Genomic DNA, 19,617 nt, shown 5'->3' with positions numbered 1-19,617 from the left:
GTGGGGGAACCCATCCAAAGCCCCTGCATCAAAATCTGTTGCATAGAGCCCCAGTCCAAATTGTGCCTTGGGTGTTATAGAACTTTGCCGGAAATTGCGCGTTGGGGCCACTATAGTGCTAAGGAACGCAACGAAATAATGTCGAACCTGCCCAGTCGACTTTCTCAAATCGATGAAACCTATCGCATAAAACCTTAATTCTACCAACTACATGCGTTCGGGCGCTTCTATGCCCAAGAGGTCTAACGCAATCAGCAATTGGTTCAAACTTGCCCGCACAAGGGTTAAGCGCGAGGAACGCAAGCCGGCTTCGGTTGCCCCTAAGATGGGACATGCCGCGTAAAAAACCGAAAACGCGCCCGCCAATTGATAAGCATGATCAGCCAAGTGGTGCGGCGCACGCTTTTCATAAGCGCCACGTAGCGCATATTCAAAGCCATCGAGCACCAAGATCAAATCCCGCTCTGCTGACTCCAGTAGCCCGACGGATCCTGCCTGATAGCCCGCCTCTTCGGCTTTGCGTAGGATCGATTTCATGCGGACTGCAGCATAGAGAAGATAGGGCCCGGTTTTACCTTCAAAGCTTAAAAATCGTTCAAGATCAAAAATATAAGAAGTGCCGCGAAAATTGTGTAGATCGGCAAACTTAAGGGCGGCAATCCCAACCTTATGGGCAATATCCGCGCGCTCTTGGTTTGGCCAATCCAGACCTATGCCTGCTTCATCCATTTTGGCCTGTGCTTTTTCTTGTACCATCAAAATCAAATCATGAAGCTTTAAGACCCCACCTTCGCGGGTCTTAAACGGTTTACCATCGCGCCCATTCATCGTTCCAAAACCGATGTGATCTAAGCCTGAGCGTGGCATATAGCCTGCTTTATCGGCGGCGCGGAACACAGTCTCAAAATGATCACTTTGACGCTGATCCACACAATAGATGATCAGATCAACACCAAAGCGCGCAACCCGATCAACAATGGTCGCCAAATCCGTGGTGCCATACATGGCGGAACCCTCTGACGAGACAACCAAGAGCGGTGCAACATTGGGCCCTTCCCCGCCATCTTTTTTGGGCACCATTTTATCATGGACAAAGACCACACGGGCACCTTGATCATCTTGCAATAGTCCCTTGGCCTCAAGATCCTTAATCATGGCCTCAATCAGGGGGTCTGCATCGCTTTCGCCCAGCCAAAGGTCAAAAGTCACGCCAAGCGCCTTAAACTCACGCACTAGAGCTTCACGCGATACCGCCACAAAATGGCACCATAGGGCGCGATATCCTGGACGGCCGGCTTGCAGCTCCGCCGTGGCTTTGCGCGCCAGATCGCGGGCATGGGCATCGGTTTTGGCCAAGGCGGCGGCAATTGGATAGAGCCGCTCCAAATCATCAAGCGCAACCGGACTTGATTCAGGATAGGGGCCACTAAAATCAGGATCAAAATAAGGAAGACTTGGCTGTTCTTGAGCTAAAGCCGTAATCAAGAGGCCCATTTGAAAGCCCCAGTCGCCAAAATGGGCATCCCCCCAAACCTGATCACCGCGGAACCGATAAATCCGCTTGATAGAATCGCCAATTATGGTTGCGCGCAAATGGCCTACATGCATGGATTTAGCAACATTGGGGCCAGCATAATCCACGATGACTTTGCGGGGCACGTCAACCCATTGTGCACCGGCACGTGGATCGGCTGCAATGGCTTGACCTTGCAGACAAAAGGACTGATCCGACACTTTAATGTTCAAAAACCCAGGTCCTGCCGCCTCACAAGAGCCAATAAGGGGATCGTGCGACACTTGACTAGCGATTTCTTGGGCTAAGTCACGTGGATTCTTGCCAAGCTGCTTAGCCCCAGCCATCGCACCATTGCACTGAAAATGGCCAAATTCAGCCTTTTGCGCCCGCACAACCCCACCTAAAGCCGGGTCCAAGCCCAGTTTGGAAAAAGCATGCCCCAACAAGTGGCTTAGTTGATCGGCAAATGGTATCATCAGCTGTTGGATCAGCGTGGCACACCCGCATCGACGCGGAAGCGTTTGCCGTTGCGGTTGAATTCTAATTGATTTGGCGTCAACTCAAAGCCGACCAAAACTTCAAAATTGGCCCCTGCGATATCCTTGTTGGCGCGTGGAATTTTGATCACAATCGGCAAGGATTGGGTAAAAATCCGATCACTACCCGAAGGAATAACTATGTTTTGCTTGTAGGTCTGGCGGGAAATAACTGCTATGTCCTTGCGCGTGACACTGACCCAATAATTCACAACCTTGGAACTCCCCACGGCTTTAGGCCCTTTGCCAAACGCCATATTCAATTGCATAAAGATGGTGATTGGATCCGATCCGACATAACGACAAACTGATCTCACATTCAAAATCTCACCAGTGTAACCGACATTTTCGAAACGTTCAGCACCGTCAAGCTCGACAAAACGTTGCGCATCATAAAGTACGCGCACCGCCGGACATGGGCCTACATTGGCCTTACCCGAATCGCTGCCAAGTCGCTTCGCTAGACCAGATAAAAAGCTGGGTTTAGGTGGGGGGGTAGCCGGGGCTTCTAACACTTCAGCATCACCTGCTTTAGCTTCCACCTTTGGACTTGGTGTGGGGGCTGATGGGGCATCGGCCTCCGACATTGGGGGTTTAGCTTTGGCTGCCCGCTCACGCGAGCCCATAAAAGGCAAGGAAGAGCAAGCGGTAAAAACAAAAACGGACGTGATCAATAAGGCAATCGTTTGGGGGCGCATCTTGCATTCCACAGAAGAAGCGGAGCACCCCATCTTGGCACTGCCGCAATTATAGACCATGTCTTTAATGGTCACTTGTGCTTCAAGCAACGCAATGCGGCACCATCATGGCAACACCTACGGAGAAATCATGTCGCACGTCCAAATTCAGTCCCCCAAATTGACGATTTTGCTGGCAGCACCGCGTGGCTTTTGTGCTGGAGTTGACCGCGCGATCCAGATTGTAGAGCGGGCAATCGAGAAATGGGGCCCACCTGTCTATGTACGCCATGAAATTGTACATAATGTGCATGTTGTGGAGCGTTTAAAGCGTCTTGGTGCTGTATTTGTTGAAGAATTAGATGAATGTCCAAGCGATCGACCTGTGGTTTTTTCGGCCCATGGCGTGCCCAAATCGGTACCACAAGAGGCGCAAAGACGCGATATGATCTATCTGGATGCGACTTGCCCCTTGGTCTCAAAAGTCCATGTGGAAGCCCAACGTCATTTTGATGCAGGTCGCGAAATTGTACTGATCGGACATGCTGGTCATCCAGAAGTGATTGGTACTATGGGTCAATTGCCACAAGGTGCTGTGACTTTGGTAGAAGATCTTGATGATGTGGCCGAATTCGCGCCCAAAAACCCCCACAATATGGCCTTTGTGACCCAAACGACGCTATCGGTCGATGACACAGCCGAAATTGTGGCGGCTCTACAGGCCAAATTTCCCACGATTTCGCCGCCCCATAAGGAAGATATCTGTTACGCCACTACGAATCGTCAAGAAGCCGTCAAAGCGCTTAGCCGTCAGGCCGATCTGTTACTGGTCATTGGCTCTAAAACTTCCTCAAACTCTATTCGCTTGGTCGAGGTTGGCCGGCGCGCAGGCGCTAAAGCAGCGCATTTGATCGATGATGCCAACGACATTGAGTGGAGCTGGTTCAACGGTGTTGAAACCTTAGGCCTAACAGCAGGTGCCAGCGCACCTGAAGATCTTGTCGCCTCGGTGATCGAAGCCTGCCAAGCCCGCTTTGCTGTTAGTCTGCAAGAAGTGATCGTCAGCCGCGAAGATGTGATCTTCAAACTACCGCGCGCGGTAACAGAGGTCCAAGATGATGGTTCTTGACCAGTCAGACAATATCCTGTGCGCCATATCACCTTTGTCTTGGAAGGCGCTGATCTAGGCCTTGCCTACTCACGACGGCCTAACGCGATTGTTTGGGGGAGATTTGAAACGACTGACCCTTTTGTAACCACACGGCCGAGCTTGATCCTTCCAAAGATTAACCGCCCCTCCTTTGAGGGTTCCAGCTTGTGATGAACATGCAGTTGGGGTCGCTGCATCCATGGTTTGAACCATGAGTGTATCGTGGCTTCCACGCCATGTGTGCTAGGGACATGTGTGCTAGAGTCATTCGATTAGCCCGTTTGTTCGATAGGCAGGTGGTATCGACAATAATCATGGCGTCGCGCAGCATTGCGCATCGGGTAATTTTGAATCCGATAGGCCCAGCCTTGGCCGGACTGCGACCAAACTCATGACCAATGCTGACCCGATATGGACGCCATATTGCTGCCCTAGCTCGAACACATTGAAATAGCAGGATCTGTTTGTCAGCGTCAGGAGTATATGAAGCGTCTGACCTTCAGCTGTCGGCAGGTCGTAAGTCGCATCCCTATAGCCACAAATGACACCCTCCAGCGTGGTCGCATGTGCCCCGCTTGAAAGCCAACAATCTTTTCAGTGCTTTGCGATTGAGTTTTGGTTGTTGCTGACAAGAGGATTAACAGGGCAAACATGCATCTATTCACTGGCTTCACAGTGCCACCATTGCGCCTTAAATCTGAGTTGACCGCTCTATCATACAACACTTGACCAGTCTGACCATGAGGTTTGATCCATGTGATCGGGTCTTATATTCCTGTGTCTGTAGATCAAACATAAATGATCTTAGGGTGAGTGATGGCTTGTTGTTCCGCCCTCAGAAGCCGTTGTCACCCACGACGAAGGGCGCGCCAAGAAGCTAGCTTTTCAAGGATGCGCGCCTCGGCCCCGTGTTCTGTTGGGGTGTATAGGTCTTGAGGGCCAATTGTATCTGGGAAGCCCGATTGACCAGATACTCCGCCTTGAACATCAGGGTCGTAGAGATAGCCGACGCCATAGCCTTGATCTTGCATAAACTTGGTCGGAGCGTTGAGGAAACGGGCAGGTGGGGGAAGTTCTGCGGTGCGCGTCGCCAAGGCTTGCGCTTTTTTAAAAGCAATATAAATCGCATTAGATTTAGGCGCACAGGCTAGATGCAAGGTTGCTTGCGCCAACGCCAACTCACCCTCTGGCGGCCCCAGAAACATAAAGGCATCGCGCGCTGCCATGACGACCCGTAGAGCCGTTGGGTCGGCCAAACCTATGTCTTCACTGGCCATTCGGACCAGACGGCGGGCTATAAAAAGGGGATCTTCCCCACCTTGGAGCATCCGCGCCAGCCAGTAAAGCGAAGCATCTGGATCGCTTGCCCTTACCGACTTATGCAAAGCCGAGATCAGATTATAATGCTCATCCTTATTCTTATCATAGGCGGGCGCACGGCGCTGAAGAAATTGGGCCAAGGCTTCGCGATCCATCAAAGTGTCGATGGGTAATGCAAAAACCTCTTCTAGAAGCGTTAGAAAATGGCGGCCATCGCCATCAGCAAAATCCATCAGAAGGGTGCATGCCTCATCCGTTACCGGGACGGCGCGGCCATAAAAAGCTTCAACCCGGCGCAACAGCTCAGTAAGCCCATCAGTCTCCAGCCGCTTGAGGACAAAAACTCGCGTGCGTGACAATAAGGCGTTATTCAATTCAAAACTGGGGTTTTGCGTGGTGGCTCCCACCAAGGTTACAATACCAGCTTCAACATAGGGCAAAAAACCATCTTGTTGGGCGCGGTTAAAGCGATGGATTTCATCAACAAACAATAAGGTGCCCCGACCCGTGGTGCGTAAATGAGCGGCAGCTTCAAATGCTTTGCGTAAATCGGCCACGCCTGAAAACACTGCCGACAGGGAATTAAATTCAAGATCGGACGCATCAGCCAAAAGGCGCGCAATGCTGGTTTTGCCAACCCCCGGCGGCCCCCATAGGATCATACTGGACAAGCGCTTTTGGCCAATCATGCGCCCAATCGCGCCTTGCGGATTTAAGAGATGGGCTTGGCCCACCACCTCGTCCAAACTTTTTGGCCGCATAAGATCTGCCAAAGGACGATGGAGATCGCCTTCCAAGTTCGATTGAGTAAACAAATCACTCACAAGAACAATATGGCGGAGATAAGACGGTCCCCGCGCAGGATCGTCACCTTGCCTTGGCGCCCGCGGTTCAAACGCTCAGCCAGATCTGCGGCCGTTGCAACCGACTGGTCATTAATCTCAACAATCACATCCCCTGGTCGAAGCCCAGCGCGGGCTCCCTCACGGGAGCCGTCAACTCCGACAACAAAGGCACCACGGGTGAAAGGATCAATCCCCTGTTCTTCAGCTATAGCTGGCGAGAGCGAGACAACGCGCACGCCATCAAAACTATGCCGACCCGACAGGACTTGAGGGGTCTGCGCCTCGCCTGGTGGCGAGGTTAAAGCGGCTTTGCTGGATTTTACCTGACCTTGACGCTGAAAGCCAAACTCCACCACTTCGCCGGGTTTGCGGGTTGCGGCTTGATAACGCAAGCCTGAATCGTCACTGACCGGGGCTCCGGCAAAACTTGTAACCACATCGCCACGCCTTAGCCCTGCAAGAGCGGCGGGGGAGTTTGGATAAATCTCGGTCACCAATACGCCACCGGGACGTGATAAACCCAATGTGCGCGCAACTTCTGCATCCACATTCTGACCCTTAATCCCAGTCCAAGCACGTATAACTTTCCCGTCTGTTACTGCCCCTTCCACCACGCGTCGTACCATTTCAGCAGGGATCGCAAACCCAACACCTGCTGAATTACCGGAGCCCGAATAAATTGCCGTGTTAACACCCACTAAATCACCATTCATATCGACTAATGCACCACCTGAATTACCTGGATTGATCGACGCATCGGTCTGAATAAAAAAGCTAAAGTCGGTAATGCCAACATCGGTGCGCGCCAAAGCAGAGATAATACCCGCGGTGACAGTTTGGCCAACTCCAAACGGATTGCCGATTGCTATGACCTGATCGCCGACTTGTGCCGTCGTGGTATCAGCAAATCGCAGCGAAACTAAACGCTCACCCTTGGTGTCGATGCGCAGGACCGCAAGATCGGTGCGCGGATCGGTTAGAACAACCTGGGCTGGGAACTCCCGGCGATCGCCTAAAACGACCACCAATTCGGTTGCACCCTGCACAACATGATTATTGGTAACGATAATGCCATCATCGCGCACTATCACGCCCGAACCTTGGCTTTGGCTGGCACGATCAGGAATCCGGAATGCGCCGCCGAAAAAATCAATCGCCACCCGCCCTTTTTGAATTGAACGGGCATAGACATTGACCACAGCCATGGAAGAACGCCGCACAATCGGGGCGTAAGAGGAGATGGCATCCGCTTTTGTGGCTGGAACCACGCGGCCCTGCACAGGCTGGCTTGGTGCCTTAGCCAAAGGCGCAATTGACGGGCTTTGCGTTCCAAACCCCACTTGCTTTGCGAATGGTAAAGCAGAAACCAATCCAGCCCCAAAAGCGGCACTTAAAACCGAAGCGGCAACCCATTTCCACATGCCGATCTGGCCCCTATCTGTTGTTGGCTTTTCCATACATGCTATGAAAGCCTTGTTCCTAGGTTGTGCAAGTGGCGAAATGATGACAATGCAGTCAGCTGCATTAACAGATGGAATCCACAGCAAACTCACACCATTGACCAGGACACAAAGTCCCCAAGGTCCAATTTCCAATCTTGACCCTTATCAAGCGAAGGGTTGGGTGACCCACAGCGGCCGTCATCCGACGCACCTGCCTGTTACGGCCCTCACTTATGGTCAGCACCAACCAAGAATCCGGAATGGCTCTTCGCACCCGAATGGGGGGATCACGCGGCCACAGGTTCGGATCGTCTATACGCGACACTTGCGCAGGTCGCGTTGTACCGTCATTTAAGGTGATCCCTGCTGCGAGTTTGGCAAGTGCCTCATGGCAGGGAATACCCTCCACTTGGACGACATAGGTCTTAGGCAGTTTGAACCGGGGGTCCGATATGCGCGCTTGCAACTTGCCATCATCGGTTAAAAGCAAAAGCCCCTCGCTATCGCGGTCAAGACGCCCGGCCGGATAAACGCTGGGTACGTCAATAAAGTCCGCCAAAGTCAGACGCCCCTCCCCGCCCGAAAACTGACAGAGGACGTCATAGGGCTTGTTGAAGAGAATGAGGCGGGGCATGGGGGCTTATAGGTTAGCCCGGACGATAATCAAAGGCGAGCGTGGCAGCAATGATGCTTTCTGACTTGGCCAGTTGGACCGCGCAGCATGAGTTGCGCATGCGTACGCGGATGTTGAATTACGCTGTTGCTGCGCGCACTAAATGTCAAAACAAAAAAGCCGCCCCAAAGGAGCGGCTTTCATTGTATTCAAACGTATTAACGACTATTCGTCGGCGCCTGCCACTGGGCCAGAATCCTTACCCTTGGCGGCAATGTCGCGGTCTACGAACTCAATCACGGCAACGGCGGCATTGTCACCATGACGAAAGCCCGCTTTCATGATGCGCAAATAACCACCGGCGCGATCAGCATAGCGTGGGCCGATAACCTCAAACAGCTTTTTGGTTTGGGTCTCATCACGCATGCGCGAAGCTACCTGGCGGCGCGAAGCCAAATCGCCTTTTTTTGCTAAAGTGACCAAACGCTCCAGCACAGGTCGTAATTCCTTCGCTTTGGGCAGAGTTGTTATAATCTGCTCATGTTTAATCAAGCTTGCTGCCATATTCGCAAACATGGCGGTGCGATGTTCATGTGTCCGGTTAAGTTTCCTGTGTCCGTGCCCGTGGCGCATAACGAGTTCTCCATCTGGCGACGTCTCGCGACGTTGCGTCTTGATTACATTTGGTCTTCAAACTTCTTTGCAAGTTCGTCAATATTTTCTGGGGGCCAGTTAGGCGCTTCCATACCCAAATGGAGACCCATTTGAGCGAGGACCTCCTTGATTTCGTTCAAGGACTTGCGACCAAAGTTTGGTGTGCGCAACATTTCGGCTTCGGTCTTTTGGATCAGATCGCCGATATAGATGATGTTGTCGTTCTTGAGACAATTGGCCGAACGCACCGACAATTCCAACTCTTCCACGCGCTTTAACAAAGCAGGGTTGAACGGTAATTCTGGGCGGCTTTCTTCGACCTTTTTGGTTTTGGCTTCTTCGAAATTGATGAAGACATCCAATTGATCTTGGATGATGCGCGCGGCATAGGCAATTGAATCTTCTGGCGTCATGGCACCATTGGTTTCCACTTCCATGACCAGACGGTCATAGTCGAGAACTTGGCCTTCGCGGGTGTTTTCAACCTTATAGGCCACACGCTTCACAGGGCTATAAAGCGCATCGACCGCGATCAAGCCGATTGGCGCATCTTCTGGGCGATTGGCGTCAGCTGTGACATAGCCTTTGCCGTTTTCAACGGTAAATTCCATGCGGATTTCAGCGCCATCATCCAAGGTACATAAGACTTGCTCTGGGTTTAAGATCTCAATGTCGCTGCCAGCTTGAATTTCTCCTGCTGTGACTTCACCAGGCCCCTGCGCACGCAAGGTCATGCGCTTTGGACCTTCTGCATGCATGACCAAGGCCACACCTTTGATGTTCAACACGATGTCTGTCACGTCTTCACGTACACCGGCGATGGACGAAAACTCATGCACCACGCCATCAATCTGCACTGAAGTGATGGCAGAGCCGCGCAACGAGGACAATAAAACCCGGCGCAACGCATTGCCCAATGTCATGCCAAAGCCACGCTCTAGCGGCTCTGCGATCAGCTTGGCTTTGCGGCTTGGGTCAAAACCATGTTCGATGACCGTCTTATCTGGGCGGATCAACAGCTTCCAATTTTTCTCGAGCACCATGCAATCCTCTATGTTTTAGGGGCGAACCTTCGCTCGCCAAATCAATTTCCAACCAAAGCGGGTGAAATGACCCGTGCGAACTTAAACGCGACGACGCTTTGGTGGGCGGCAGCCGTTATGTGGAATAGGGGTGACATCGCGGATGGAGCTGATGATGAACCCAACTGACTGAAGCGCGCGCAGCGCACTCTCACGGCCAGATCCTGGACCAGACACATTGACTTCGAGGTTACGAACACCATGCTCAGCTGCTTTGCGACCTGCATCCTCAGCTGCAACTTGGGCCGCATAAGGGGTGGACTTGCGTGAGCCCTTAAAGCCCATCATGCCAGAGGATGACCAAGAAATTGCATTGCCTTGTGGGTCTGCGATGGTGATCATCGTATTATTGAAACTTGAGTTCACATGTGCCACCGCATGAGCGATATTCTTACGCTCTTTGCGACGGACGCGGGTGGTTTCTTTTGCCATTGTGTCGGTTCCAGACGAAAGCCAGCGGGCTCACGCCCGTTGGGGGAGAAAAATTAGCGCTTGATTTGCTTCTTACCAGCGATCGGCTTTGCAGGGCCTTTGCGGGTGCGGGCGTTGGTGTGTGTGCGTTGACCCCGAACAGGAAGACCACGACGGTGACGCAAGCCGCGGTAGCAGCCAAGGTCCATCAAACGCTTCACGTTCATCGATACTTCACGGCGTAGATCGCCTTCAACCACATATTCGCGATCGATGGTTTCGCGGATCTGCAGCACTTCCGCATCCGTCAACTGATTGACGCGCCGCTCTGGCGTGATGGAAACTTTTTCGCAAATTTCCTTTGCTTTTGCAGGGCCAATGCCATGAATATATTGTAGCGCGATCATTACGCGCTTGTTCGTCGGTATGTTGACGCCAGCTATCCGGGCCACTTTGTCTCTCCATTCACAGCCCCACCCCCTATCGGAGGATCTGCGCCATGAGGTCAATCTATTGTTTTGGAACTTGTTTTTTTAGGAACAAGCTTGGAATGCGCAAAAAGACGCATAGCCAACCATCCGGTCATCCCGGTCGGCCAGCATGCGTCCTATAACGGAAGTCAATTTGATAATGCTATGGCGCAGTGAAGTCAACGGATCTTGCTGAAATGGATGGGGCATGGGGAGGGCAGCCGCCGCCTACCTTCGTAATGCCAGAAGAAGGTTTGAGCCCGATATGGCCTAAGCCTGCAGAGACTTAGACGCGCTTTTGGTGCCCTTTCTGGCACAAATCCGCTTTACAATGATGTTAGGCCTTAGGGGTAGGCAGGGCCTGCACCAAAGCCGTCCTAGACGAAAGACGCTGTTTTAGCTTTGCAGCTGTGTAAGGAATTGCCCCTAATTATCCGCTCCTAACCCAATGATACTTAGCCCTTCAATCCCGCCAGAGCCGCATCAATACTCGCAGAAACAGCATCCATCGCGGCCATGCCATTGACTTCACGTAAAATGCCGCGGTCTGCATAAAACGGGATCAGGGGCGCGGTTTGACTGTGATAGGCTGCAAGTCGGGTGACAAAAGTCACAGGATTATCATCCAAGCGCCCTTGCTCGTTAAAGCGCTTGGTGATGCGGGCCAAAAGCTCATCATCATTTACTACGAGGCGGATTACACGATCAATACGATGCCCATGCGACTTCAAAAGACCGTCGAGCGCTATAGCTTGGGCGAGCGTGCGTGGAAAGCCGTCAAAGATAAATCCGTGTGCGCTCAAATTCTGACTGATCTGGTCGTCAATGAGTTCTATGACGATCTCATCGGAGACTAATGAGCCTGAATCCATTACCGCTGCTACGCGCTGACCAAGCAGAGATTCCGATGCGCGTGCTGCCCGCAACATGTCCCCGGTTGAGAGTTGAATAAATCCGCGCCCTTCCACAAGGCGCTTTGCCTGGGTGCCCTTACCAGCACCTGGAGGGCCGAATAAGATTAAATTTATCATTCGTATTCCCCCCCCCTAGGGTCTATGTCGCAAAGTCGAGAGCTAAAACGAGAGAACTGACCCTATATCCCTATATGTAGAACTAGACGTGCTGAGACCGTAGAACCTGATTTGCCCCTAAACCCCTTAGGCCCAGATACCAATTAGCGTCCTCGCCCTTTTAGCTTCGACTTTTTGATCATGCCTTCATACTGGTGCGCCAGCATGTGCGATTGAATTTGTGCCACCGTATCAATTGTCACGGATACGACAATCAATAAAGAGGTGCCGCCCAAATAAAACTGCATCCCAAAGCTTGAAATGAGGATTTCAGGAACCAAACAGACAATGACCAGATAGACAGCGCCAATAAGCGTCAAGCGGCTCATCACCAGATCAAGATATTCTGCTGTCTTCGCGCCAGGGCGGATACCAGGCAAAAAACCGCCATGTTTGCGTAAATTATCCGCCGTCTCTTCTGTATTGAAAACAATAGAAGTATAAAAAAAGCAGAAAAAGACAATGAGGGCACCAAACAATGAGATAAACAAGGGTTTACCATGACCCAACAGGGCTGCTGTCGCACGCACCCCTTCTTGCAAGATCACTCGCCAATCTGGTGCATTATCGGGCAACTGACCACTTGCTAAAAAGCCGGCGGCGGTTGCAGGCAACAATAAGAGCGAAGAGGCAAAAATCGGCGGAATAACCCCTGAAGTATTGATCTTGAGTGGCAAGAACGACTGCTCACCCATGGACATTTTATTGCCAATTTGGCGCTTGGGATATTGCACAACGATGCGGCGCTGGGAACGCTCTACAAATACAATCAATACAATCGCCAAGGCTAAGACCAAGACCAGCACCAAGATGGCAAATCCAGAGACTGAGCCTTCCCGCGCCAAAGTCAAGGTGCGGAAAATAGCTTTGGGGACTTCCGCGACAATCCCAGCAAAAATGATCAAGGATACGCCATTGCCAATGCCGCGCGATGTAATTTGCTCACCAATCCACATCAATAACAACGTACCACCTGTTAAGGTGATGACAGTCGAAGCAATGAAGAGCGGGCCGGGATCAAGCACTATGCCGGGCGAACCCGCTAGGCCATTGGCAATCGTCAAGGATTGGGCAATCGCCAGGACAACGGTGAGATAACGTGTATATTGGTTAAGCTGGGCGCGACCCGCCTCCCCTTCCTTTTTCAGCTGTTCAAATCGCCCGGGAAAGGAGGATAAAAGCTGGATGATGATGGAAGCAGATATGTAGGGCATCACATTGAGGGCAAAGATCGCCAAACGCTCAACCGCACCGCCAGAAAACATGTTGGCCATGCCCAAAATGCCCTGCTGGGCTTGAGAAAAGGCACGTGCGAAAGCAACAATATCAATACCAGGAATGGGTATGAATGTGCCCAAACGATAACAGACCAAGGCAAAGACGGTAAATAGAATCCGCGCATGCAAATCCTTCGCCTTCGCAAACGAAGAGAAATTCAAATTACGTGCAAGTTGTTCGGCAGCTGAAGCCATGGACCGTTATGCCTTCCAAAATGTAAAAGCGCGCCTAAGCGGGTGACCGCCTGGCGCGCCAAAAAGAGGTGCGCACCCCCCCATATCGGAGATTGCGCATCACACCTCAAGGGCTCAGGCTGCTTGCGTTTCTGCTTTGGCCTTGCCAGTTAGGGTAATCGTGCCGCCCGCCGCTTTAATCGCAGCAATCGCAGCCGCAGAAGCGCCTGTGACGATCAACTCAACCTTGCCGCCGATCTCTCCTTTATTCAGGATCCGAACGCCATCTCGTACACGACGCACTAAGCCCGAGGCCACCAAAGCTGCTTCATCAATAGGTTTTTTTGCGTCCAGACGACCTGCTTTGATCGCCTTAGCCAAGAGGCCAAGATTTACCCAAGCATGATCCTTGCTGGAACGGGCATTGAAGCCACGCTTTGGCACGCGCATATGAATTGGCATTTGTCCGCCTTCAAAGCCATTGATCGAGACGCCGCGACGCGACTTCTGACCCTTAACACCGCGGCCAGAGGTTTTGCCTTTACCAGAGCCTACGCCACGACCAACCCGCATGCGGGCTTTGGTTGCGCCTTCATTGTCAGACAATTCATTGAGTTTCATGGTGTACCTAACGCACGCTTAGGTGCGCTCCTCCACGACTTGAACCAAATGCGCGACCTTGGCGATCATCCCGCGTACGGCAGGGGTATCTTCAAGTTCACGAACCTTGTTCATCTTGTTCAGACCAAGCCCAACCAGAGTTTCACGCTGGTCAAAGCGACGACGAATGGGCGAACCCGTTTGCTTAACAACCACAATCGCCATGATTAACCCTCCGAGCCTTCAACGCCGCTGGCACCGTCTTTGCGACGAACCAAAACGTCTGCGACTTTAAGATTGCGCTTATTGGCGACTTGGCGTGGAGAAATCTGCTCCCCCAAAGCGTCAAACGTGGCGCGCACCATGTTATATGGGTTTGAAGAGCCCAAGGACTTGGATACGACATCCTTGATCCCCAAGACTTCAAATACCGCACGCATCGGGCCACCGGCGATCAGGCCGGTACCTGGAGGTGCGGAGCGCACAATCACCTTACCTGCACCCCAACGCCCTGCGGCATTGTGATGAAGGGTTCGGCCTTCGCGTAGCGGAATACGCTGCAAGCGACGCTTGGCTTCTTCGGTGGCTTTGCGGATCGCTTCAGGCACTTCGCGTGCTTTACCCTTGCCAAAGCCTGCACGACCTTTTTCGTCACCAACAACAACAAGTGCCGCAAAACCAAAGTTTTTACCACCCTTGACCACCTTCGCGACGCGATTGATCGCGACGAGACGGTCGACAAATTCGCTGTCGCGTTCTTCATTCTTTTGTTCACGTTCTGGCCTTCGAGCCATCAGATCTTCTCCTTAGAACTCAAGACCGGCTTCACGCGCGGCGTCGGCGAGCGCTTTGACACGCCCATGATACAAATATCCACCACGGTCAAACACCACTTGCTTAACACCTTTTTCAAGAGCGCGCTGCGCGAGTAGTGTTCCAACCGCAACCGCATAATCCAGCTTAACTCCGTCGGCAGTGCGCATCACTGCCTCCAAAGATGAAGCTGAAACCAATGTAACACCCTTGGTGTCGTCGATAATTTGTGCGGAAATGTTTTTTGAAGAGCGATACACCGACAGCCGTAAGCGGCCGTTGGCCAAAGCCCTTAGACGGGAGCGCGTGCGCAGCGTGCGCTTGGTCTTTAATGCTAATGACGATGGCATTACTTTTTCTTGCCTTCCTTGCGACGGACGGTTTCGCCTTCATAACGCACACCTTTACCCTTATAAGGCTCAGGGGGGCGATATTTACGAATTTCCGAGCAAATTTGACCTAGCTCTTGCTTGTCCTTGCCGGTGATTTTGATTTCAGTAGGCTTGGGCACGGCAAAAGCTACACCAGCTGGCGCTTTATAAATGATAGGGTGAGAATAGCCGAGCGATAATTCAAGATCCTTACCACTCATAGCGGCACGATAGCCCACCCCAACCAGTTCAAGTGTACGTTCAAACCCTCTGGTGACACCTAGAACCATGTTGGCAATCATAGAACGCGACATGCCCCATAATGAACGAGCTAATTTACTATCGTTTTTAGGGGTAACCACAATCGCACCATCCTGCAAAGCGACCGAGATTTGCTCATGCAGCTTGAAGGATAATTCGCCTTTTGGGCCTTTCGCTTTGATCAGGTCTCCATCAATTGTGACGGTTGCGCCTGCTAAAGCAACAGGTTGTTTGCCGATACGTGACATCAACAGCCCCCCTTAATACACATGCGCAAGGATTTCACCGCCGACATTATGAGCCCGGGCGGCCGTATCCGACATCACACCCTTAGGCGTGGATAGAATAGCAATGCCCAGACCATTACGCACAAGCGGAAGATCCTTGACAGAAGAATACACACGACGTCCAGGCTTTGAAATGCGCTTGATCGTATCAATCACAGGCGCACCGTCGAAATACTTGAGTTGGATTTCCAACTCAACCTTGCCGTTTAATTCAATATCGCTATAGCCACGAATATAGCCTTCAGCCACGAGAACATCGAGGACACGAGCACGAAGCGTGGATTTAGGCGTGGTCACGGTCGCACGGTTCCGCATTTGAGCATTGCGGATACGTGTGAGCATGTCGCCGACGGGATCGTTCATCTGCATGACAACCCTCCCTTACCAGCTAGCTTTTGTCATGCCAGGGATCATGCCTGTGGACGCGAGGTCCCGCAGGGCAATCCGCGACATACGCAGCTTACGATAGAATGCGCGGGGACGACCTGTCACCTCGCAGCGATTGCGAACACGGTTTTGAGCCGAGTTGCGCGGAAGCTCCGCCAGCTTCAAACGAGCCGCAAAACGCTCTTCCAGCGGGAGATTTTCATCCGTAGCAATCGCCTTAAGGCGATTGCGCTTGGCTGCAAATTTCTTCACCAAAGCTTTGCGGTGGTCATTGCGGTTGATAGCACTTTTCTTGGCCATGATATCAGTTCCGGAACGGGAAGTTAAACTCGGTCAGAAGGGCTTTCGCCTCATCATTCGTGCGAGCCGTCGTACAGACGATGATGTCCATGCCCCAAATCTGATCGACTAGGTCATAGTTGATTTCAGGGAACACCAAATGCTCCTTCAGGCCCAAGGCATAATTGCCCCGGCCGTCAAAAGATTTGCCGTTCAAGCCACGGAAGTCCTTGACGCGTGGAAGCGCGATGGTGATCAGACGGTCCAAGAACTCATACATGCGTTCAGCGCGCAGGGTTACCTTTGCACCAACCGCCATGCCTTCGCGCAGCTTAAAGCCTGCGATCGATTTACGAGCCTTTGTGGTGACTGGCTTTTGGCCAGCGATCGCACTCAAAGCAGCTAAGGCAGATTGCATCTTCTTGCTGTCAGCAACCGATTCACCCACCCCCATATTGATCACGATCTTATCAAGGCGCGGGATCTGCATCGGGTTGGTATAGCCAAACTTTTCCTGCATGGCGGCGCGGATGCGTGCTTTATAGTCCGTTTTGAGACGGGCTTCATATGTTTGGGTCTCAGACATCGCCAATAACCTCCCCCGAACGCTTGGCGAAACGGACCTTGCGGCCGTCATCCAAGGTTTTAAAACCGACCCTTGTTGGCTTGCCATCTGTAGGGTCCATATAAGCAACATTGCTGATCTGAAGAGGGGCTTCAAACGAACGAATGCCCGCTTCTTGGGCTTGGGTCTGCTTTTGGTGCTTTTTGACTACATTCACACCCTGGACCACCAAACGATTTTCCTTGGGTAGAACTTTGGTGATTTCACCTGTCTTGCCCTTATCTTTGCCCGTCAGGACAACAACCTTGTCACCTTTTTTAAGTTTCGCAGCCATTCTAGAGCACCTCCGGAGCCAACGAAATGATTTTCATATGGTTCTTAGCGCGAAGTTCACGCGGAACCGGTCCAAAAATCCGTGTGCCAATGGGTTCATTGGCATTGTTGACAAGTACAGCAGCACTCCGGTCAAACCGAATGGTGGAGCCATCTTTACGCTTGATGTCTTTTGCGACGCGAACGACAACGGCCTTGCGGACGTCACCCTTCTTCACGCGGCCACGTGGAATTGCTTCTTTAATCGAAACAACGATCACATCGCCGACGGACGCATAGCGACGCTTCGACCCGCCAAGTACTTTTATACACATGACGCGACGAGCCCCGGAATTGTCCGCGACATCCAGATTTGTTTGCATCTGAATCATAGTCGATCCTCTTCTATTAGCCCGTATCGGACAGCCCTAGCTGCCGACGCGACCAATCACTTCCCACCGCTTCAGTTTGGACTTAGGCGGGCATTCTTGGATCTGCACGACCTCACCCATTTTGTACGCATTCGCGTCATCATGGGCATGGTAGCGCTTCGAGCGGCGCACCGTCTTTTTAAGGACTGGGTGAAGAAAGGTTCGTTCAACCCTCACAACAATGGACTTGTCGCCTTTGTCGCTCACCACGACGCCCTGCATCATACGCTTTGGCATCGTTTACTCCTTATACAGCCGTTGCTGTGGTTTTCTCGCGCATCATCGTCTTGACGAGCGCGATGTCCTTGCGGACTTGGTTAATGCGATGGGTCTTTTCGAGTTGGCCCGTCGCACGTTGGAAACGCAAGTTAAACTGCTCTTTTTTCAGTTTGAGTAGCTCTTCTTGCAATTGATCGGGCGTCAAAGCCCGCGCATTAGCGGCTTTCATGGTGGACGCTCCCTTACGCCAGACCGAAGTCGGCACGTGAAATAATCTTGCACGCAATTGGCAATTTGGCGGCACCAAGACGCAATGCCTCTTCGGCGATCTCTTGTGCAACACCATCGATTTCGAACATGATCCGACCAGGCTTTACCCTTGCGGCCCAAAATTCTGGCGAACCTTTACCTTTACCCATGCGCACTTCATTGGGTTTTTTCGATACAGGCACGTCAGGATAAATACGGATCCAAACTTTCCCTTGACGCTTCATTTGCCGCGTGATGGCACGTCGGCAGGCTTCAATCTGACGGGCGGTTACACGCTCCGGGGCTAAGGCTTTCAGGCCATACATGCCAAAGGATAAAGTCGCACCCCCAGTCGCCAGACCGTGGATACGGCCCTTAAACTGCTTGCGGAAGCGGGTACGTTTAGGTGACAACATAAGTTTGGTACTCCCTTACGCTTCAGCTTGAGCGGCGTCGCCACGACCGCGGCCACGGCCACGGTTGTCACGATCATTACGGTCGTTACGGGGACGACGATCTTCACGATCGCCATCACGGCGAGGACGGGTATCGCCAACTTCAGCAGCACGCTTATCTTGTGCCAATGGGTCGCGTTCAAAGATTTCTCCCTTGAACACCCAGCATTTAATGCCGATGATGCCGTAAGCTGTGGTGGCTTCTGCTACACCATAATCGACGTCTGCACGCAGGGTGTGCAATGGCACGCGACCTTCACGGTACCATTCAGTACGCGCGATTTCCGCACCACCCAAACGACCTGCAACAGTGATACGAATGCCACCAGCGCCCATACGCATGGATGATTGCATCGCCCGCTTCATAGCACGGCGGAAAGCCACGCGGCGCTCAAGTTGTTGAGCAACACTTTCAGCAACCAAAGTTGCGTCAAGTTCTGGCTTACGAATTTCCACCAAGTTCAAGAAGACTTCCCCATCCTTGACGATCCCAGTTAAATCCTTGCGCAGCTTTTGAATGTCTTCGCCCTTCTTACCGATCACAATGCCTGGACGCGCCGTATAAACCGTGACGCGACACTTCTTGTGTGGACGCTCAATCACGATGCGCGATACACCTGCTTGTTTCAGCTTCTTTTTCAAGAAGGCGCGCACAGCGATATCCTCGTGCAACAGTTTGGCGTATTCGCCAGTGTTGGCATACCAGCGGCTGTCCCACGTCCGGTTGATGCCCAGACGCATGCTGATTGGATTGACCTTTTGACCCATCAGGCCGCTCCTTCCAACTCACGCACAACAATGGTGATGTGCGAGAAAGGCTTTTCAATACGAGCGCCGCGACCGCGAGCCCGGGTGTTCATGCGCTTCATAACCAGACCTTTGCCAACATAGGCATGAGCTACCACCAGCGCATCGATATCGAGGCCATGGTTGTTTTCTGCGTTAGCTATCGCCGATTGCAGGCATTTGCGTACATCAATGGCGATACGCTTGGGCGAGAACTGGAGTTCAGCCAAAGCCTTGTCTGCTTTCAAGCCACGGATACTTTGCGCCACGAGATTGAGCTTTTGGCCGCTGGTGCGAAGATTACGCGCTTGAGCCAATGCTTCCTTGTCAGACAATGCGCGCGGGGTTTTTGCTTTTGACATCGC

The 19,617-nt window shown here is 52.3% G+C and carries 28 protein-coding genes; 2 read left to right on the top strand and 26 right to left on the bottom strand.

What is annotated here, in order from left to right:
• A complete protein-coding gene (locus PsB1_RS10790) occupies nucleotides 1-198 on the top strand; it encodes a DUF1289 domain-containing protein (RefSeq protein WP_320412736.1) in 198 nt (65 codons plus the stop codon).
• A gap of 9 nt (nucleotides 199-207) precedes the next feature.
• Here PsB1_RS10790 and argS read toward each other — a convergent pair whose 3' ends face one another.
• Both argS and PsB1_RS10780 read right to left on the bottom strand, forming a co-directional pair.
• Nucleotides 208-1,992: an arginine--tRNA ligase gene (gene argS / locus PsB1_RS10785; RefSeq protein ID WP_284361373.1), complete on the bottom strand. Its 1,785-nt coding sequence runs from the start codon at nucleotides 1,990-1,992 to the stop codon at nucleotides 208-210.
• Between the two features lie 11 nt (nucleotides 1,993-2,003).
• On the bottom strand, nucleotides 2,004-2,750 hold the full coding sequence (locus PsB1_RS10780; protein WP_284361371.1) for a hypothetical protein: 747 nt from the start codon (nucleotides 2,748-2,750) through the stop codon (nucleotides 2,004-2,006).
• Nucleotides 2,751-2,880: 130 nt separating this feature from the next.
• Between PsB1_RS10780 and ispH the strand changes: the two genes are divergently transcribed.
• On the top strand, nucleotides 2,881-3,858 hold the full coding sequence (ispH, locus tag PsB1_RS10775; protein WP_284361368.1) for a 4-hydroxy-3-methylbut-2-enyl diphosphate reductase: 978 nt from the start codon (nucleotides 2,881-2,883) through the stop codon (nucleotides 3,856-3,858).
• 869 nt (nucleotides 3,859-4,727) lie between these two features.
• Here the strand turns inward: ispH and PsB1_RS10770 are convergent.
• The 24 genes from PsB1_RS10770 to rplV form a co-directional block, all read right to left on the bottom strand.
• Nucleotides 4,728-6,023 (bottom strand): replication-associated recombination protein A, encoded by a 1,296-nt coding sequence (locus tag PsB1_RS10770; protein WP_420887913.1) that lies wholly within the window; start codon nucleotides 6,021-6,023, stop codon nucleotides 4,728-4,730.
• A complete protein-coding gene (locus PsB1_RS10765) occupies nucleotides 6,020-7,501 on the bottom strand; it encodes a Do family serine endopeptidase (RefSeq protein ID WP_284361364.1) in 1,482 nt (493 codons plus the stop codon). Before PsB1_RS10765 ends, PsB1_RS10770 begins: the two co-directional genes overlap by 4 nt.
• A gap of 67 nt (nucleotides 7,502-7,568) precedes the next feature.
• Entirely contained in the window at nucleotides 7,569-8,120 is a 552-nt protein-coding gene (locus PsB1_RS10760; protein ID WP_284361362.1) for a pseudouridine synthase, read from the bottom strand.
• A 204-nt stretch (nucleotides 8,121-8,324) separates the two neighbouring features.
• Nucleotides 8,325-8,732: a 50S ribosomal protein L17 gene (rplQ, locus tag PsB1_RS10755; RefSeq protein WP_284361359.1), complete on the bottom strand. Its 408-nt coding sequence runs from the start codon at nucleotides 8,730-8,732 to the stop codon at nucleotides 8,325-8,327.
• A gap of 44 nt (nucleotides 8,733-8,776) precedes the next feature.
• Complete coding sequence (locus PsB1_RS10750; protein WP_284361419.1) at nucleotides 8,777-9,793, bottom strand: DNA-directed RNA polymerase subunit alpha; 1,017 nt, start codon at nucleotides 9,791-9,793, stop codon at nucleotides 8,777-8,779.
• Nucleotides 9,794-9,877: 84 nt separating this feature from the next.
• A complete protein-coding gene (gene rpsK / locus PsB1_RS10745) occupies nucleotides 9,878-10,267 on the bottom strand; it encodes a 30S ribosomal protein S11 (protein WP_284361356.1) in 390 nt (129 codons plus the stop codon).
• A 53-nt stretch (nucleotides 10,268-10,320) separates the two neighbouring features.
• Complete coding sequence (gene rpsM, locus PsB1_RS10740; protein ID WP_284361354.1) at nucleotides 10,321-10,698, bottom strand: 30S ribosomal protein S13; 378 nt, start codon at nucleotides 10,696-10,698, stop codon at nucleotides 10,321-10,323.
• A gap of 473 nt (nucleotides 10,699-11,171) precedes the next feature.
• Nucleotides 11,172-11,744 carry an adenylate kinase gene (locus PsB1_RS10735; RefSeq protein ID WP_284361417.1) on the bottom strand — a complete coding sequence of 191 codons (573 nt, stop codon included), beginning with the start codon at nucleotides 11,742-11,744 and terminating at the stop codon, nucleotides 11,172-11,174.
• Nucleotides 11,745-11,890: 146 nt separating this feature from the next.
• Nucleotides 11,891-13,258, bottom strand: coding sequence for a preprotein translocase subunit SecY (gene secY, locus PsB1_RS10730; protein WP_284361352.1), 1,368 nt, complete (start codon nucleotides 13,256-13,258; stop codon nucleotides 11,891-11,893).
• A 114-nt stretch (nucleotides 13,259-13,372) separates the two neighbouring features.
• Nucleotides 13,373-13,858 (bottom strand): 50S ribosomal protein L15, encoded by a 486-nt coding sequence (gene rplO, locus PsB1_RS10725; RefSeq protein WP_284361350.1) that lies wholly within the window; start codon nucleotides 13,856-13,858, stop codon nucleotides 13,373-13,375.
• Nucleotides 13,859-13,876: 18 nt separating this feature from the next.
• A complete protein-coding gene (gene rpmD, locus PsB1_RS10720) occupies nucleotides 13,877-14,062 on the bottom strand; it encodes a 50S ribosomal protein L30 (RefSeq protein WP_284361347.1) in 186 nt (61 codons plus the stop codon).
• A gap of 2 nt (nucleotides 14,063-14,064) precedes the next feature.
• A complete protein-coding gene (gene rpsE, locus PsB1_RS10715) occupies nucleotides 14,065-14,631 on the bottom strand; it encodes a 30S ribosomal protein S5 (protein WP_284361345.1) in 567 nt (188 codons plus the stop codon).
• Nucleotides 14,632-14,643: 12 nt separating this feature from the next.
• Nucleotides 14,644-15,000: a 50S ribosomal protein L18 gene (gene rplR, locus PsB1_RS10710; protein WP_284361341.1), complete on the bottom strand. Its 357-nt coding sequence runs from the start codon at nucleotides 14,998-15,000 to the stop codon at nucleotides 14,644-14,646.
• Nucleotides 15,000-15,530 (bottom strand): 50S ribosomal protein L6, encoded by a 531-nt coding sequence (gene rplF / locus PsB1_RS10705; protein ID WP_284361339.1) that lies wholly within the window; start codon nucleotides 15,528-15,530, stop codon nucleotides 15,000-15,002. Before rplF ends, rplR begins: the two co-directional genes overlap by 1 nt.
• A 12-nt stretch (nucleotides 15,531-15,542) precedes the next feature.
• Nucleotides 15,543-15,938, bottom strand: coding sequence for a 30S ribosomal protein S8 (gene rpsH / locus PsB1_RS10700; RefSeq protein WP_284361338.1), 396 nt, complete (start codon nucleotides 15,936-15,938; stop codon nucleotides 15,543-15,545).
• Nucleotides 15,939-15,950: 12 nt separating this feature from the next.
• On the bottom strand, nucleotides 15,951-16,256 hold the full coding sequence (rpsN, locus tag PsB1_RS10695) for a 30S ribosomal protein S14 (RefSeq protein ID WP_284361337.1): 306 nt from the start codon (nucleotides 16,254-16,256) through the stop codon (nucleotides 15,951-15,953).
• Nucleotides 16,257-16,260: 4 nt separating this feature from the next.
• Entirely contained in the window at nucleotides 16,261-16,821 is a 561-nt protein-coding gene (rplE, locus tag PsB1_RS10690) for a 50S ribosomal protein L5 (RefSeq protein WP_284361335.1), read from the bottom strand.
• On the bottom strand, nucleotides 16,814-17,134 hold the full coding sequence (gene rplX, locus PsB1_RS10685; RefSeq protein ID WP_284361333.1) for a 50S ribosomal protein L24: 321 nt from the start codon (nucleotides 17,132-17,134) through the stop codon (nucleotides 16,814-16,816). Before rplX ends, rplE begins: the two co-directional genes overlap by 8 nt.
• 1 nt (nucleotide 17,135) lies before the next feature.
• Entirely contained in the window at nucleotides 17,136-17,504 is a 369-nt protein-coding gene (rplN, locus tag PsB1_RS10680) for a 50S ribosomal protein L14 (RefSeq protein WP_284361330.1), read from the bottom strand.
• A 36-nt stretch (nucleotides 17,505-17,540) separates the two neighbouring features.
• Complete coding sequence (gene rpsQ / locus PsB1_RS10675; protein WP_284361327.1) at nucleotides 17,541-17,780, bottom strand: 30S ribosomal protein S17; 240 nt, start codon at nucleotides 17,778-17,780, stop codon at nucleotides 17,541-17,543.
• Between the two features lie 10 nt (nucleotides 17,781-17,790).
• Complete coding sequence (gene rpmC / locus PsB1_RS10670; RefSeq protein WP_085340301.1) at nucleotides 17,791-17,991, bottom strand: 50S ribosomal protein L29; 201 nt, start codon at nucleotides 17,989-17,991, stop codon at nucleotides 17,791-17,793.
• 13 nt (nucleotides 17,992-18,004) lie between these two features.
• Entirely contained in the window at nucleotides 18,005-18,427 is a 423-nt protein-coding gene (rplP, locus tag PsB1_RS10665; protein WP_284361320.1) for a 50S ribosomal protein L16, read from the bottom strand.
• 15 nt (nucleotides 18,428-18,442) lie between these two features.
• Nucleotides 18,443-19,234, bottom strand: coding sequence for a 30S ribosomal protein S3 (gene rpsC / locus PsB1_RS10660; protein WP_284361317.1), 792 nt, complete (start codon nucleotides 19,232-19,234; stop codon nucleotides 18,443-18,445).
• On the bottom strand, nucleotides 19,234-19,614 hold the full coding sequence (gene rplV, locus PsB1_RS10655) for a 50S ribosomal protein L22 (RefSeq protein WP_284361316.1): 381 nt from the start codon (nucleotides 19,612-19,614) through the stop codon (nucleotides 19,234-19,236). The genes rpsC and rplV overlap by 1 nt, the downstream gene beginning before the upstream one ends.
• Nucleotides 19,615-19,617: the final 3 nt, after the last annotated feature.

Source organism: Candidatus Phycosocius spiralis (assembly GCF_030158815.1).
Classification (GTDB): Bacteria; Pseudomonadota; Alphaproteobacteria; order Caulobacterales; family Aquidulcibacteraceae; genus Aquidulcibacter; species Aquidulcibacter spiralis.
The sequence above is the reverse complement of the archived record's forward strand: the minus strand, read 5'-3'. Positions and strand labels throughout refer to the sequence as shown.

Bases quoted from the DNA above. Each gene is read 5' to 3' on its own strand.
- argS (WP_284361373.1), bottom strand. From the start codon at position 1,992: ATGATACCATTTGCCGATCAACTAAGCCACTTGTTGGGGCATGCTTTT.
- PsB1_RS10780 (WP_284361371.1), bottom strand. From the start codon at position 2,750: ATGCGCCCCCAAACGATTGCCTTATTGATCACGTCCGTTTTTGTTTTT.
- ispH (WP_284361368.1), top strand. From the start codon at position 2,881: ATGTCGCACGTCCAAATTCAGTCCCCCAAATTGACGATTTTGCTGGCA.
- PsB1_RS10765 (WP_284361364.1), bottom strand. From the start codon at position 7,501: ATGGAAAAGCCAACAACAGATAGGGGCCAGATCGGCATGTGGAAATGG.
- PsB1_RS10760 (WP_284361362.1), bottom strand. From the start codon at position 8,120: ATGCCCCGCCTCATTCTCTTCAACAAGCCCTATGACGTCCTCTGTCAG.
- rplQ (WP_284361359.1), bottom strand. From the start codon at position 8,732: ATGCGCCACGGGCACGGACACAGGAAACTTAACCGGACACATGAACAT.
- rpsK (WP_284361356.1), bottom strand. From the start codon at position 10,267: ATGGCAAAAGAAACCACCCGCGTCCGTCGCAAAGAGCGTAAGAATATC.
- secY (WP_284361352.1), bottom strand. From the start codon at position 13,258: ATGGCTTCAGCTGCCGAACAACTTGCACGTAATTTGAATTTCTCTTCG.
- rplO (WP_284361350.1), bottom strand. From the start codon at position 13,858: ATGAAACTCAATGAATTGTCTGACAATGAAGGCGCAACCAAAGCCCGC.
- rpmD (WP_284361347.1), bottom strand. From the start codon at position 14,062: ATGGCGATTGTGGTTGTTAAGCAAACGGGTTCGCCCATTCGTCGTCGC.
- rpsE (WP_284361345.1), bottom strand. From the start codon at position 14,631: ATGGCTCGAAGGCCAGAACGTGAACAAAAGAATGAAGAACGCGACAGC.
- rplR (WP_284361341.1), bottom strand. From the start codon at position 15,000: ATGCCATCGTCATTAGCATTAAAGACCAAGCGCACGCTGCGCACGCGC.
- rplF (WP_284361339.1), bottom strand. From the start codon at position 15,530: ATGTCACGTATCGGCAAACAACCTGTTGCTTTAGCAGGCGCAACCGTC.
- rpsH (WP_284361338.1), bottom strand. From the start codon at position 15,938: ATGCAGATGAACGATCCCGTCGGCGACATGCTCACACGTATCCGCAAT.
- rpsN (WP_284361337.1), bottom strand. From the start codon at position 16,256: ATGGCCAAGAAAAGTGCTATCAACCGCAATGACCACCGCAAAGCTTTG.
- rplE (WP_284361335.1), bottom strand. From the start codon at position 16,821: ATGTCTGAGACCCAAACATATGAAGCCCGTCTCAAAACGGACTATAAA.
- rplX (WP_284361333.1), bottom strand. From the start codon at position 17,134: ATGGCTGCGAAACTTAAAAAAGGTGACAAGGTTGTTGTCCTGACGGGC.
- rplN (WP_284361330.1), bottom strand. From the start codon at position 17,504: ATGATTCAGATGCAAACAAATCTGGATGTCGCGGACAATTCCGGGGCT.
- rpsQ (WP_284361327.1), bottom strand. From the start codon at position 17,780: ATGCCAAAGCGTATGATGCAGGGCGTCGTGGTGAGCGACAAAGGCGAC.
- rpmC (WP_085340301.1), bottom strand. From the start codon at position 17,991: ATGAAAGCCGCTAATGCGCGGGCTTTGACGCCCGATCAATTGCAAGAA.
- rplP (WP_284361320.1), bottom strand. From the start codon at position 18,427: ATGTTGTCACCTAAACGTACCCGCTTCCGCAAGCAGTTTAAGGGCCGT.
- rpsC (WP_284361317.1), bottom strand. From the start codon at position 19,234: ATGGGTCAAAAGGTCAATCCAATCAGCATGCGTCTGGGCATCAACCGG.
- rplV (WP_284361316.1), bottom strand. From the start codon at position 19,614: ATGTCAAAAGCAAAAACCCCGCGCGCATTGTCTGACAAGGAAGCATTG.